General features: G+C 73.9%; 11 protein-coding genes. 7 read left to right on the forward strand and 4 right to left on the reverse strand.

All coding sequences use genetic code 11. The annotated features are described in order from the left end of the window. Positions 1-8 precede the first annotated feature (8 nt). Complete coding sequence (locus tag ACFYNO_RS06270) at positions 9-1,052, reverse strand: polysaccharide deacetylase family protein (RefSeq protein ID WP_388006078.1); 1,044 nt, start codon at positions 1,050-1,052, stop codon at positions 9-11. Between the two features lie 61 nt (positions 1,053-1,113). Continuing rightward, entirely contained in the window at positions 1,114-1,383 is a 270-nt protein-coding gene (locus ACFYNO_RS06275; RefSeq protein WP_388006081.1) for a helix-turn-helix domain-containing protein, read from the reverse strand. Between the two features lie 530 nt (positions 1,384-1,913). Here ACFYNO_RS06275 and ACFYNO_RS06280 point away from each other — a divergent pair. The 3 genes from ACFYNO_RS06280 (at position 1,914) to ACFYNO_RS06290 (ending at position 5,079) form a co-directional block, all read left to right on the forward strand. Beyond that, the gene (locus ACFYNO_RS06280) at positions 1,914-3,413 is read left to right on the forward strand and encodes an AMP-binding protein (protein WP_388006084.1); all 1,500 of its coding nucleotides are present in this window, start codon (positions 1,914-1,916) and stop codon (positions 3,411-3,413) included. A 95-nt stretch (positions 3,414-3,508) separates the two neighbouring features. Beyond that, the gene (locus ACFYNO_RS06285) at positions 3,509-3,745 is read left to right on the forward strand and encodes an acyl carrier protein (protein WP_388006087.1); all 237 of its coding nucleotides are present in this window, start codon (positions 3,509-3,511) and stop codon (positions 3,743-3,745) included. Next, on the forward strand, positions 3,745-5,079 hold the full coding sequence (locus ACFYNO_RS06290; RefSeq protein ID WP_388006090.1) for a hypothetical protein: 1,335 nt from the start codon (positions 3,745-3,747) through the stop codon (positions 5,077-5,079). The genes ACFYNO_RS06285 and ACFYNO_RS06290 overlap by 1 nt, the downstream gene beginning before the upstream one ends. Here ACFYNO_RS06290 and ACFYNO_RS06295 read toward each other — a convergent pair. Then, complete coding sequence (locus tag ACFYNO_RS06295) at positions 5,076-6,392, reverse strand: type III PLP-dependent enzyme (protein ID WP_388006093.1); 1,317 nt, start codon at positions 6,390-6,392, stop codon at positions 5,076-5,078. The two genes, ACFYNO_RS06290 and ACFYNO_RS06295, sit on opposite strands and share 4 nt — an antisense overlap. Positions 6,393-6,615: 223 nt before the next feature. Here ACFYNO_RS06295 and ACFYNO_RS06300 point away from each other — a divergent pair, with 223 nt between their 5' ends. The 3 genes from ACFYNO_RS06300 to ACFYNO_RS06310 are packed head-to-tail and all read left to right on the forward strand — an operon-like array spanning position 6,616 to position 10,135. Beyond that, the gene (locus ACFYNO_RS06300; RefSeq protein ID WP_388006096.1) at positions 6,616-7,665 is read left to right on the forward strand and encodes a phytanoyl-CoA dioxygenase family protein; all 1,050 of its coding nucleotides are present in this window, start codon (positions 6,616-6,618) and stop codon (positions 7,663-7,665) included. Continuing rightward, the gene (locus tag ACFYNO_RS06305) at positions 7,662-8,993 is read left to right on the forward strand and encodes a DUF6271 family protein (protein WP_388006099.1); all 1,332 of its coding nucleotides are present in this window, start codon (positions 7,662-7,664) and stop codon (positions 8,991-8,993) included. Before ACFYNO_RS06300 ends, ACFYNO_RS06305 begins: the two co-directional genes overlap by 4 nt. Then, a complete protein-coding gene (locus tag ACFYNO_RS06310; RefSeq protein ID WP_388006102.1) occupies positions 8,990-10,135 on the forward strand; it encodes a glycosyltransferase in 1,146 nt (381 codons plus the stop codon). Before ACFYNO_RS06305 ends, ACFYNO_RS06310 begins: the two co-directional genes overlap by 4 nt. On the opposite strand, the gene ACFYNO_RS06315 is transcribed toward ACFYNO_RS06310, so the two are convergent. Next, entirely contained in the window at positions 10,125-11,813 is a 1,689-nt protein-coding gene (locus ACFYNO_RS06315; protein WP_388006105.1) for an MFS transporter, read from the reverse strand. The two genes, ACFYNO_RS06310 and ACFYNO_RS06315, sit on opposite strands and share 11 nt — an antisense overlap. 20 nt (positions 11,814-11,833) lie before the next feature. Between ACFYNO_RS06315 and ACFYNO_RS06320 the strand changes: the two genes are divergently transcribed. Beyond that, the gene (locus ACFYNO_RS06320) at positions 11,834-13,357 is read left to right on the forward strand and encodes a glycoside hydrolase family 3 protein (protein WP_388006108.1); all 1,524 of its coding nucleotides are present in this window, start codon (positions 11,834-11,836) and stop codon (positions 13,355-13,357) included. Positions 13,358-13,368: the final 11 nt, after the last annotated feature.

The raw sequence follows: 13,368 nt of genomic DNA on the forward strand, positions 1-13,368 counted from the left end.
TCCGCGGCTCAGGCGGGCGGGGCGGCGGGGAGGGCGGAGACCGTGACCGGGGTGAGGTCGCGGGTGAGGAGGCCCTCGATGATGGCGGGGAGGGCCTGGACCGTCTGGGTGCGGTCGCCGGCGCCTTCGTGGAGGAGGACGACCGAGCCGGGGCGGACGGTGGTGAGGACGTTGGCGGTGATCCGGTCGGGGCCGGGCCTGGTCCAGTCGAGGGAGTCGGTGTCCCACATGGTGAGGGTGCTGGGGTGGTCGGCGAGGGAGGCCAGGACCTCGGGGCTGAGCGAGCCGTAGGGCGGGCGGAAGCGGGTGGTGGGCTCGCCGGTGAGGCGGGTGATGGCCTCGGTGGTGCGGTCGAGCTGTTCGTGCAGCTGGTCGCGGGTCAGGTCGGGCAGGAAGGGGTGGGACCAGGAGTGGTTGCCCAGCTCGTGGCCCTCGGCGGCGATCCGGCGGACCAGGTCGGGCATGGCGGCGACGTGGTGGCCGACGCAGAAGAAGGTGGCGCGGGCGTCGTAGCGCGCCAGGATGTCGAGTACCTGGGCGGTGAAGACCGGGTCCGGGCCGTCGTCGAAGGTGAGGGCGACGCTGCGGGTCTCGCGGTGGCCGTGCTCGAAGCAGCGGCCGGCCTGGGTCATGGCGGCGCGGATCGGGCGGCTGCGCTCGAGGTAGTCGTGGTACTCGGGCTCGCGGCCGGTCAGGGTGCCGCGGTCGGGGGTGATCCGGGCCAGGGTGGCGGGTGCGGTGCGGCCCTGCTCGGCCAGGCGGTCGGCGGGGACGGAGCCCCACGGCGGGCGCGGCGGCAGCAGCCAGGGGTCGGCGCGGTAGACGTCGAGGCCGGCCGCGGTCATCGGGCCGTCGAGGAGGCCGTTGGTGCTGTCCAGGATGATCGAGAGGGAGGACTGACCGTCAGCCAAGTCCTCCAGCCAGCTGATGAGTTCGGCGACGCGGGCGGGATGCCAGTCGCTCGGCTCGGCTGCTCGGCGCCCCGCGTCGTCCACCACCTCGACCCGGTAGCCCGAACCGGTCCAGGCGATGCCTGCGTAGCGCGTGTTCATGAGTCCTCTGAGTGCTGACGGAGAGTGGAGGGGTGGAAGGAGAGGGGTGGGTGACGGGTGGTCAGGCGACCTTGACCGACTCCGTTCCGATGCTGATGGTGACGGCGACCAGGCCGCCGAGGGCGGCGGCGTAGGCGCGGATGGTGTCCAGCTCCATGCTCGCCGGGTCACGGTTCTCGATCTGCGAGACCCGGGCCTGTGAGACTCCCAGCGCGCGCGCCACGTCGGCCTGGGTCCGCCCTTGGGCCTTGCGCAAATCCTTGAGTGCGATGTCCGAGGGTTGCCGGTCGCCGGCTCCGCCGGCGGCGTGTCCGGTTCGTACGGCATTCATGAGAGCTCCCAGCCTCTTCCCCAACGCCCATACATCTGCTCCCCCCGGCGGCTCTCCTGTATGGCGTCCAATCCGGAAGCCCCCGGGATCGACAACGCCGAAGGTGTTTGCACACGGCCTCGGGCATTGAGTCTGGACCAGGAGCTCCGGAATTTTCAAGAGGTCTACACCAGGCCGCCCGCGGCATTGCCGAGATCCGGGGCTCGACCTGCGCCGACGTCGGTTTATAAGTCCTGTATTTTGCGCTGGCGATACACCGGGATAGTGGTCCATCGGGCGAAATCGGCGCTTTCTGCCGCCTGTGCCGCTTCGCGGTGTTATGACCGATTGGTGAGAGTTGCTTGAGGGCTGCTCTCTGCCCACACTGTGCGACACGATCACTCGGCCGGGTGGGCGGCCCGGAGCTTGTTTGCCCAGGTGAATAGCCCAATGGCAATGTCGGGCGAGGAATAGGTCTAGGCCATTTTGGTCTAGACATTCTAGGGTTCAAAGGTCTAGACCATACAGTCGGCGGAAGGAGCCCTGGGGGCATGCCAACCTTGTACCAGCGGTTCGCCATTTCGGCTGCGGCGCATCCCGGCCGGGTGGCCCTCGAAACCAGGGGGCAGCGGCTCTGCTATGCCGAGCTGGAAAGCCTGGCAAAGGGCCTGGCGGCGGCCGCGGTGGCGAAGCACCGGGGTGTTCCGGGGCGGCTCGGACTGATTGTCGACCGGAGTGCCGCGTCATTTGCCGGATATCTGGCCGGCCAATTGCTGGGAAGTACTGTCATCCCGATCAATTCCGCTTATCCGGCGCAGCGGATCCGGGAGGTGACAGCGGCGGCGCGGCCCGATCTGGTGCTGGCCCCGGACGATCCGCCGGCTGTCGGCGGGGCCGGGCTGCCGGTGCCCGCGGACACCGGTGCGCCCGCCTACGTCCTGATGACCTCGGGTTCGACCGGGCGGCCGAAGGGCGTGCCGATCAGCCAGGCGAACGTGGCGGCCCAACTGGACCACGTCCTGCGGCGCTATCCGATCGGGCCGCGGAGCCGGCTCTCGAACACCTTCGAACTCACCTTCGACCTCTCCGTCTTCGACATGTTCGCCGCCTGGTCGAACGGCGCGGCCCTGGTGGTCGCGGAGCGGAACGATCTGCTGACCCCGGCGAGATTCGTCGGGGCGAAGGAGTTGACCCACTGGTTCTCGGTCCCCTCGGTGATCTCCCGGGCGGCCGGCTTGCGACGGCTGCGGCCGGAGAGCATGCCGGGACTGCAATGGAGTCTGTTCTGCGGGGAACCGCTCACTTACCGGCAGGCTCTCGCCTGGCAGCGGGCCGCGCCGAACAGCGTGATCGAAAACCTTTACGGGCCCACGGAATTGACGATCAGCTGCTTCGACCACCGGTTGCCCGAGAAGGCCGCCGAGGGGTTCACGGACGGGACTGCGGACGGGATCGCCGACGGAAACGGGACGGTGCCGATCGGGCGGCCGTACGCGGGAATCGAGCACCTGGTGCTCGATCCGGCCGGCCGCCCCGCCGAGCGCGGTGAGCTGTGCGTGCGCGGCCCGCAGCGCTTCGACGGGTACCTGGACCCCGCGGACAACGCGGGCCGGTTCCTGGCGGGCGACGACCCCGGTACAGCGGTCGACGGTCCGGGACCGGTGCCGGCCGACGCCTGGTACCGCACCGGCGACCTGGTGGAACGGCTGCCGGGCGGCGAGCTGCTGCACCGCGGCCGACTGGACCACCAGGTGAAAGTGGCCGGCTACCGGGTCGAACTCGGCGACGTGGAGAGCGCGCTGCGCGCCGCCGAGGGCGTGCTGGACGCGGTGGCGCTCGCCGTGCCCGCGCCGGCCGGCGGGAACCGGCTGCTGGCCGCCTGCACCGGCCGCGAGGTGCGGCCGGAGGCCGTGCTGGCACGGCTGCGGGAGACCGTCCCGGCCTACCTGGTCCCCGACCGGATCGCCGTGCTCGACGAGCTGCCGTACGGCGGCAACGGGAAGGTGGACCGCCCGGCGCTGCTCGCCCTGCTGGCCCCGCCCGGGTCCTGAGGGCCCGGGCGCCTCCGACGCCCGACCACCCCGCGGGGCAAGCCGCGCCGCGGGGGCCACCCCGCCACGAAAGGCAACCGACGATGGAAACCGCCATGATCGACCGCATCAAGGACCTCCTCCAGGAGGTGCTGACCGCCAAGGGCCTGCCCGCCGACAACCTGACCGTCGAGAGCAACCTCTTCGTCGACTTCGGGCTCGACTCGCTCGCCCTGCTGGAGTTCCTGGTGGAGCTGGAGGCGCGGCTCGGCATCACCGTCGACTTCGAGTCGCTGGAGTACGACGACCTGGTCTCGCTGACCAGCCTCGAGCGGGCCCTGCTCCGCGCCTGATGGCCGACAGCCTGATGGCCGACACCACCACCAGCCTGCCGCCGTACCCGTCCGGCGCCGAGCCTCGGGTGCTCTTCGGCAGCTTCGACGCCGAGCGGTCCTGGGAGGCCCGCGGCGGCCGCTCGGCGCTGCCCTCGCTGGCCCCCGGCCCGGCGACCGCCGCGCTGGGCTCCGCCGACGAGCTGCTCTACCAGCTGTGCGGGCCTGGGGACCTGTTGCTGACGAGCCGGGAGATGGCGCCCGAACTGCTGGCCGACCTGCGGGCGCACACCGGCGGCGGCGAGGTGGCGACCGTCCCCGGCGACCCCGGCACGCCGGTCGAGGCCCGGCTCGCCGCTGGCGCCGGTGCCGCCGCCGGTGCCGGGATCGCGGTCGGCGGGCGGACGCCGGTGCCCTACGCGGTCGTCGAGGGGACGGCGGCGGCCGTCGCGGCCCTCGGCGCCCCGGCCGCCGTGCCGGAGCTGGACGCCGTCCACACGGTGAACGCCAAGACCTGGTCGAACGCGTTCTGCCTGGCGCACGGGGTCGAGGGCGCGGCCCGCACCGCGCACGGCGCCGAGGAGCTGGAGCGGGAGGCCGGCCTGCTCGGCTACCCCGTCGTGCTGAAGAGTGCGCACGGGGTGGCCGGCCGCGGCTCCATGGTCGTCGGCGACCCGCTGCGGCTCGGTGCGGTGCTGCGGCACCAGCGCGCCAGGGGAGCGGACGGCGGCGGCCCGCTGCTCGTGCAGCGGCTCTACCGGCGGGCCGCCGACTTCTCCGCCCACTTCGACCTGGCGCGGGACGGCGGGATGACCGGGATCGCCTTCCGCGGGATGACCAACACCGGACTCAGCTTCGCCAGTTCGGACACCCTGGACGGCGCGGTGGAGGCCCGGCTGCGGGCCGACCGGGGCTACCGGCGGCTGCTGGCCGCGCTGTCCGAGGAGATCGCCGCGGCCGGCTACTGGGGGCCGGTCTGCGTCGACGGGCTGATCGCCACGGACGGCACCCTGGTACCCGTGCTCGACGTCAACGCGCGCCTGTCGATGGGCCGGATCGCGCTGGCGCTGGACGCCGCGGCGCGGACCCGGCTGACCCGGCTCTCCTTCGCCAACCTGCGGTGCTCGGGCGACCCCCGGGACACCTACCTGCTGCTGCGCCGGCTGTTGGGCGAGGCCGGGCTCGCCGTCACCGGCGGCGGCCCGGGGGTGCGGCTGCTGACCGCGGCCACCCTCCAGGCGCCACTGGGCCGTTGCTACTACGCGGTGCAGGCCGACACGGCCGGCGGCATCGCGGAGCTGGAGGGGCGGCTGCGCGCCCTGCTGGCCGGGCTGCCCGGCGACGGGGCCGCCTAGGAGGCTTCGATCCGCTCCGTGTAGAGGATCTGGTGCCGCATCAGGTCCTCCAGGGTCTCCCGGCGGCGGACCAGGTGGGCGGTGCCGTCGACCACCAGCACCTCGGCCGGGTGGCCGTGCGAGAGGAAGCCGGTGGGCGAGGCCGAGGGGCCGTAGGCGCCGGAGCGATCGATGCCGATCAGGTCGCCGGGGCGCAGCTCGGGCAGTTCCACGTTGCGCCCGAACAGGTCGACGGGCGTGCAGAGCGGGCCGGTCAGCTGCCACGGGCCGGTCGGCTCCCCCGGAGCGGCCGACCGGTTCAGCAGCCTGATCGGGAAGTTGCGGTGCACCAGGGAGCCGATGCCGACCGCGGCCATGTGGTGGTTGGTGCCGCCGTCCGCGACGGCGAACCGCCGGCCCATCGACTCCTTGGTGTACCGGACGGCGGCCACGTAGGTCCCGGCGTCCGCGGCCAGGTAGCGGCCGAGCTCCATCACCAGCCGGGCGCCCGGGTGCCGCTCGGCGAAGCCGGCGATCAGCGGGTTGATCCCCTCGGCCAGCACGGCGGGGTCGAGGTCCGTCTCGCCGTCGAAGTAGGCGACGCCCAAGCCGCCGCCCACGTCGACGAGTTCGAGCGGGAAGCCGAGGTGGGCGGCGAGCCGTTCGGAGAGGTCGAGGATGCGCGCGGTGTTCTCGACCACCACCTCCTCGGCCATGATCCGGGTGCCCATGTACACGTGCACGCCGATCAGCCGCAGGTGCGGGTGGCGGGCGGCGAGGTCCGCGGGGCCGTCCAGCAGGGCCGCCTCGTCGATCCCGAACTGCCGCGGGACGCCGCCCATCGCCAGCCCGGCGCCCTTGACCGTGAAGGCCGGGTTGACCCGCAGCGCGACCCGGGCGGCCACGCCCTGCTCGGCCGCGATCCGGTCGATCAGCGCCAGCTCCTGGAAGGACTCGCAGACGATCGCGGCGATGCCGGCCGAGACCGCGTCGGCGAGCTCCGCCGCGCTCTTGCCCGGTCCCAGGAAGATGGTGTTTGCGGGTCCGGCGCCGGCCCGGAACGCCGTGTGCAGCTCGGCCCGTGACGACACCTCGGCACGCGCGCCCAGGCCGTGCAGGAAGGCGTAGACGCTCAGGTTCGGGTTCGACTTCAGCGAGAAGAAGAGCTCCAGCCGCGGGTGCAGTGCGGCCCGCAGCGTGCCGAACCGCTGGGCCAGCACCGCGCCGTCGTAGACGTACAGCGGGGTGCCGAACTCCGCGGCGAGCGCGGTGAACGGAATCCCGCCGGCACTCGCCGGGGACGCGGTCACGGGCTCGGTCGCAGGCTCGGTCACGGTGCGGCACCTTTCCGGCGGGGCGGCCCCGGCGGCCGGGAGCGCTGCCCCGAGATGGACTAGACCATTTGGTTCGGACCGCGAGCATAGCGAAGTAGCGGGCCGGATTCGAGGGTTGACACCGCTCGTTGGTCTAGTCCACTTTTGGACCCGCGTCGAGTCTGTCCGCGGAGCCGTCCGCGACGGCGGGAACCACCCACTGAACCGACCGTGGAGTCACAGCATGCCGCTGTCCGATGAGCCTCCCCACCGAGCGTCCTCCCGGGCCCGCTACACCAGTTCCGACGCCGAGAACTACACCGCGCCGGTGGCGCTGCGGGACCTGCGCAAGGAACTGCCGCTGCGGGTGCTCTCCGCCGGGGACTTCGAGCACTGGCAGCGGTACGGCTACGTCGTCGTCCGGGAGGCGATCCCCGCCGCCGCCGCGCGGGCGCTGCTCGACTTCGCCTGGGAGTTCCAGGGCATGGACGCCGACCGGCCGCAGACCTGGTACCCCGAACGGCGGTTCCTCTCCAAGCTCTTCCGGCAGCTGCACGTCTACGGCTTCGTCGAGGCCTACCACCACCAGCTCATCTGGGACAGCCGGCAGGCCCAGCGGGTCTACGACGCCTTCGTCGACGTCTGGGACTGCGAGGAGCTGTGGGTCACCCTGGACCGGCTCAACCTCAACCCGCCGAACGTCGGCAGCCGCAGCCGCTCGCTGATCGCCCCCACCGAGACCGGCTTCGACATCGAACTGCACTGGGACGTGGACACCACCGCCGAGGTGCCCCCGCAGCGGGTCCAGGGCATCATCGCGCTGACCGCCACCGGGCCCGACGACGGCGGGTTCCAGTGCTCACCCGAGCTGTTCCGCCGGTTCGAGGAGTGGAAGGCCGGCCAGCCGGCCGACCGCGACCCGATCCGCCCGGCCGTGGACCGCGCCGAGTTCCCGGTGGTCCGGCCCGAACTGGCGCCCGGCGACCTGCTGATCTGGAACGGCTTCCTGGCCCACGGCGTCGCGCCCAACCTGTCCGAGCGCTCCGTCCGCTCGGTGCAGTACCTGTCGATGATGCCCGCGCTGGAGGCCGACGAGGAGCTGCGCCGCTCCCGGGTGGAGTCCTGGCGCACCCTCAGCACCCCGCGCTGGAACAAGACCCTGGTCGGTGACACCGAGCGGCCCGAGGCGGTCCGCTACGGCAGCGCCGAGCTCACCCCGCTGGGCCGCCGGCTGCTCGGCCTGGACTCCTGGGCCGGGGCGGCCGCGGGGCCGGGCGCGGAGGCGGCGCAGTGAGGCGGATCTGCCTGGCCCTGCCCACCAACCGGCCCTGCGCGCAGACGATCCGCGCCGCGCACGGCGAGGCCGCCTGGGGCGCGGAGCGCTATGGCGTGGAGGTGCACCTGCTGGTGCTCGACTCCTGCACCGGGGCCGACCTGGCCGAGCACGCCGCGGTGGTGGCCGCGCTGGCGCCCGCGCCGGGCGTCCTCGTGCACCACCTGGACGAGCGGGCTCAGCGCCGCTTCCTGGCCGCGGTGATCGAGCGCTCCGGCGCCGCCGGGGCCGGCCGGCTGCTGGAGCTGATGCTCCCGGACGGCGTCTCCTACGGCGCCTGCACCAACCGCGCCTTCCTGGTCGCCGCCGCGCTCGGCTGCTCCTCGCTGCACCGGCGGGACTCCGACAGCCACTACCAGGTGGTCGACGGCGAGACCGTGCACCCGCTCAAGCACGAGCTGGAGCTGCTCGGCCGCCCGGCCGGCGAGGTGGCGCCGCTGGCCACCAGGACGGTGCTCGACCCGGCGCTGGCGCTGCGGCCGGTGTCGCTGGTCGGCGGATCCTTCATCGGCGAGATGTCGGTGGACGTGGCCGAGATCCGCGAGCTCTCCCCGGAGGTCTACCAGGACGTGGTGAGCCTGTGGGCCTCCGGCGAGCTGGACAGCGTGCGCCGGCGCTGGCTGGTCAGCCGGTGCTTCACCGGGGCCGGCAGCGCGCCGTTCACCGGCGACCGCAGCACCCTGGGCACCTTCGACGCCTACGCCGTGGAGATGTGCAACATCGCGCTGGACGCCGCCGTCTACCAGCGGGTGCCGCTGCCGCCGGCGCTGGACACGATCGGCAGCGACTACTTCCTGATCCACCTGGTCCACGACGCCGGGCTGCCCGGCGCGGTGCACAACCGGCACATCCTCAACTACTACACCCCCGAGCGCCGGACCGACGCCGGCTTCCTCGCCTACCAGCTGCGCTTCGTCAAGTTCCTGCTGTCGATGCTGCACCTCAACCACATCCGGGGCCGGATGGCGCGGTCCGGCGCGGAGCTGCTGGACGAGGGGCACCGGGTGCGGCCCGAGCTGGTGGCCGGCATCGTCCGGGAGAGCCTGGCGCTCGACCCGGGGGAGAACCGGTTCCGGCTGGAGGTGCTCGACCGCGGCTACCGCGAGCTCGGCGGGCGGTACGCCGCGGTCGCCGACCTGGTGGCCGGCCGGGCCGGGGAACTGCTCGACGAGGCGCGCGCCGACATGGCGGACTTCCTGCTCCTGCTGGAGGCCTGGGGCGCGCTGATCGGGGCCTGCGAGCACGTGGCGCCCCACGGACCAGAAGCGATGGGTGGTTTGACCAAGTGATCGATTCCCGGACCGAGGCCGCCGCGGCCGACGCCGCGCTGGCCGCGAGGCTCGCCGCCTACGTGGTGCTCGCCCACGACCCCGCCGTGCCGCAGATCGCGGCCGACTACTGGGAGTTGAGCGAGAAGTCGTACCGCGAGGCGGACCGGCTGGTGGCCGAGCTGGTGGCCGGGGCCGGCCCGGCGGCGCAGGACGCCTACCGGGAGCTGGTCGCCGCGCCGACCGAGGCGGCCCGGCAGTTCGCGCTGCGCCACCGGCTGCTGGCGGCGCTGGAGTCGGCGCCGCAGCGGGTGCCGGCGCTGCGCGAGGCGGTGGCCGAGGCCGACGGGCGGATCTGGATCGACTACCACCTCGGCGACGCGGTCGAGGAGGCCGCCGCGGCGCCCGCTCCCGAGGTGCAGGTGGTGATCCCGTTCCGGGACCGCGAGCACGGCCTGCGCACCCGCAACCTGCTGGCCTGCCTGCGGGCGCTGGCCGACCAGGAGGGCGGGGCCGCCGTGCACGTGACGGTGGTCGAGGGCGACGCCGTGCCGCGCTCGCGCGAGCTGCTGGACTCGCTGGTCGACGAGTACCTCTTCGCCCACAAGGACGGGCTGTTCAACAAGTCCTGGGCGGTCAACGTCGGCGTGGCCGCCACCGCGCGGCCGGCGCCGGTGGTCTGCGTGCTGGACGCGGACATCCTGGTGGACCGCCGCTTCGTCGAGCGGAACCTGCGGCGGCTGCGCGAGGGCGGCCACGGCGCCCACCTGCCGTTCCGCTGGTCGCTCTCGCTGGACGAGCCGTCGACCCGGCGGGCGATCGCCCGGCGCACCCGCGCCGGGGCGGCCGAGGTGCCCGGGTCGCTGCTGCGCGGCCTGCTGCTGCGGGAGCCGCCGGGCGGCTGCGTCTGGGTCCGCTCCGAGGTGTTCCACGCCGTCGGCGGTTTCGACGAGCGCTACGAGGGCTGGGGCGGCGAGGACGACGACGTGGTCGCGCGGCTGGACCGGGCGGCCGGGGTGGCCCGGTTCGAGGACGAGCTGCTCCACCTGAACCACCCCCGCCCGGCCATGACCCGCGACGGCGTGCCGTTCAACGCCCATCTGGAGCCGCTGAGCTGGACGGCCGAGCAGGGCTACGGCGATCCCGCCAGGTTCACCCGCTGAGCTCCGCCGCCCGCCGCGCGCCCCGGACCGGGCCGCGCAGCGGGCGGCCGGACAGGGCCAGCGCGGCCAGCGCGGTGGCCAGCGGCGGCACGAAGACCAGGACGAAGGCGGAGCTGCCCGGGGCGGAGCCGCCCGCCGGGACGTGCAGCAGGGTGCCGGAGAGGCCGACCAGCAGCACGCTGCAGAGGTTGTCGGAGAGCTCCAGGGAGGCCGAGTTGGCGCCCTGCTCGGCGGCCGGCGAGAGCTCCATGATCAGTACCCCGACGCTGGGCAGCAGCAGGCCCATGCCGAAGCCGGAGACCACCAGGGCCAGCGGCGCCGCCCAGGCCGGCACCGGGCCGAAGGCCGCCGCCAGTGCCACCGCGGTGCCGAGCGCGTGCACCGCGGCGCCGGAGCGGATCAGCCGCTCGCGGTCGCCGTGCCGGCGGCCCTGGTACCAGGAGGCCGCCGTCCAGCTCAGCGCCGCGCCGGTGAGCGAGAACCCGGCGAGGGTCGGCGAGAGGTGATGGCGGTCCACCAGCATCAGCGGCACGAAGGACTCGACGGTGAAGAAGGCCGCCGCCGCCACCCCGCGCAGCAGCACCAGGGCCGGGACCCCGGCGGCCGCGCGCAGCGTGCCGCGCGGCAGCAGCCGCGGGACGCCGACGACCAGCAGCAGCAGTCCGGCGCCGGCCGCGGCCCAGGCGAGCGCCGAGCCGCCGCCCGCCTCCGCGTACTGGACCAGCCCGGCGCCGGCCGCGGCGGTGACGGCCAGCGGCAGCCCGGCGCGCCGCGCCGCGCCGTCCGCGCCGTCCGCGCCGTCCTCGCCGCCCGCGCTGTGGCCGCCGTCCTCGGCGGCCGCGGGGAGCGGGCCGGTGCGGGCGGTGGCCAGGTGGAGCGGCAGGGCGCCGAGCGCGGCCGCCGCGGAGATCCCGAAGAAGACCCACCGCCAGGAGAACCGGTCGGTCACCGCCCCGGCGGCGAACGGGCCGACCAGCGAGGGCAGCACCCAGCACGAGGTGATCATGGAGAACACCCGGGGGCGGATCGAGTCCGGATAGCTGCGGGCCACCACCACGTAGAGCGAGACGGTCAGCGCGCCGCCGCCGAGGCCCTGGAGCGCCCGGCCCAGCACCAGCTGGCCCATCCCGAGGGCGGTGCCGCAGGCCAGCGCGCCGAGCGCGAAGCAGGCCAGGCCCCCCAGCGCGGTGGCCCGGAGGCGACCGGCGTCGCACAGCCGGCCCGCGCTGATGGTGCCGATCAGGCCGGCCGCCATGAAGCAGCCGAAGACCGCGGCGTAACCGCGCAGGCCGTGCAGCGACTGGACGGCGACCGGCATCGCCGTGCTGAGCGCCAGCTCCGCGAAGGCGACCACGGCGAAGCTCAGCGCGACCGCCAGGGTGACCGGGCGCCACCGCGGGTCGAACAGTCCGCCTCCGGGCCCGGGCGGTGCGGTGCCGAGCGTCTCGTCCTCCGTCGGCGCCGCCGATCCTCCGCTGGCTATGGTGCACCCACTCTCGTGTCGGTTCGGGGTCGGTTGCGCAGACTGGCACGGCCTCCGGCGGCCGTCAACCCGACCGAACTGACCTGTCCGGAGGCTGTTTTCACGGTTGTCAGCACCCTTGACACTGTCCAGTGGTCTACGCCAATATCCATTGGTCCGTACCAATGTGCACGGTGCTATCGACGCAGACGGCACTATTTCGGAAGGCCCAGTCGATGATCTCCAGCAGGCATGCCCAGACCGACCCCGAGCTCCGGCGCCTCGCGCTCTCCGTCCTCCAGCCGGGCTTCGTGGGCGTCGAGGCCCCGGACTGGCTCCTGCGGGCCATCGGCGACGGCCTGTCCTCGGTGGTGCTGTTCTCCCGGAACATCGCCGCGCCGGAGCAGGTGGCTCGGCTGTCGGCCCAACTGCGTGCGGAGAACCCCGAGCTGATCATCGCGATCGACGAGGAGGCGGGCGACGTCACCCGGCTGGAGGCGTGGACCGGCTCCACCCGCCCGGGCAACTTCGCCCTCGGCACGGTCGACGACGTGGAGCTCACCGAGGCGGTGGCCCGGGACATCGGCAGCGAGCTGCACGCCGCCGGAGTCAGCCTCGACTACGCGCCCAGCGCCGACGTCAACTCCAACCCGCGCAACCCCGTCATCGGCCTGCGCTCCTTCGGCACCACCACCGACCTGGTCGCCCGGCACACCGCCGCCTGGATCCGCGGCCTGCAGTCCGCCGGCGTGGCCGCCTGCGCCAAGCACTTCCCGGGCCACGGCGACACCGCCGTCGACTCGCACCACGGCCTGCCCAGCTACGACGCCGACCTGGAGGAGATCGCCGCCACCGCGCTGCCGCCGTTCCGCGCCGCGCTGGCCGAGGGCGTGCGGGTGGTGATGAGCGGCCACCTGCTGGTGCCGGCCTACGACAAGCAGTACCCGGCGACCATGAGCCGCCCGATCATCCACGACCTGCTGCGCGGTGAGCTCGGCTTCGACGGCCTGGTGGTCACCGACGGCATCGAGATGGGCGCCGTCACCGACCGCTACGGCATCGACGGCGCCACCGTCGGTGCGATCGTCGCGGGTGTGGACGCGGTCTGCGTCGGCGGCGAGCGCGCCGACCAGGGCACGGTGGAGCTGCTCTCGGGCGCGCTGCTGGACGCCCTCGCCTCGGGCGAGCTGTCCGAGGAGCGGCTGCGCGACGCCAGCGAGCGGGTGCGCGCCTTCGCCGGCTGGTCCGCCGCCCTGGGCCGCAGCGTGCCGCGCCAGGAGATCCGCGGCGACATCGGCTTCCAGGCCGCGCGCCGGGCGATCCGGCTGAACGGCTCGGTCGCCGAGTCGCTGCCCATCACCGGCGCCCCGCACGTGGTCGAGCTGGTGCCGGCCACCAACCTGGCGATCGGCAACGAGACCCCCTGGGGCGTCGCCGCGCCGCTGCGCGAGCGGGTGCCCGGCACCACCTTCGCCCGGGTCCACCCCGAGCAGCTGGACGGCGGCAACGGCGTCCTGGAGGAGCTGGCGCTGAAGCCGGCCGCCGGCCGCCCGCTGGTCGCGGTGGTCCGCGACGCCTCGCGCTACGAGTGGATGAGCTCCGCGCTCGCCACCCTGCTGCGGGCCCGCCCGGACACCGTCGTGGTGGAGATGGGCCTGCCGGGCGAGGAGACCCCCGGCGCCGTCCACATCGCCACCCACGGCGCCACCACCGCCTCCGGCGTCGCCGCCGCCGAGGCGCTGATCGGCCGCACGGGCTGAGCCCGGCCGCC

This window comes from Kitasatospora sp. NPDC006697, assembly GCF_042869935.1.
Lineage (GTDB): Bacteria > Actinomycetota > Actinomycetes > Streptomycetales > Streptomycetaceae > Kitasatospora.

Coding starts and splice junctions, on each gene's coding strand:
- ACFYNO_RS06275 (WP_388006081.1), bottom strand. CDS start 1,383: ATGAATGCCGTACGAACCGGACACGCCGCCGGCGGAGCCGGCGACCGG.
- ACFYNO_RS06290 (WP_388006090.1), top strand. CDS start 3,745: ATGGCCGACAGCCTGATGGCCGACACCACCACCAGCCTGCCGCCGTAC.
- ACFYNO_RS06285 (WP_388006087.1), top strand. CDS start 3,509: ATGATCGACCGCATCAAGGACCTCCTCCAGGAGGTGCTGACCGCCAAG.
- ACFYNO_RS06280 (WP_388006084.1), top strand. CDS start 1,914: ATGCCAACCTTGTACCAGCGGTTCGCCATTTCGGCTGCGGCGCATCCC.
- ACFYNO_RS06270 (WP_388006078.1), bottom strand. CDS start 1,052: ATGAACACGCGCTACGCAGGCATCGCCTGGACCGGTTCGGGCTACCGG.
- ACFYNO_RS06320 (WP_388006108.1), top strand. CDS start 11,834: ATGATCTCCAGCAGGCATGCCCAGACCGACCCCGAGCTCCGGCGCCTC.
- ACFYNO_RS06300 (WP_388006096.1), top strand. CDS start 6,616: ATGCCGCTGTCCGATGAGCCTCCCCACCGAGCGTCCTCCCGGGCCCGC.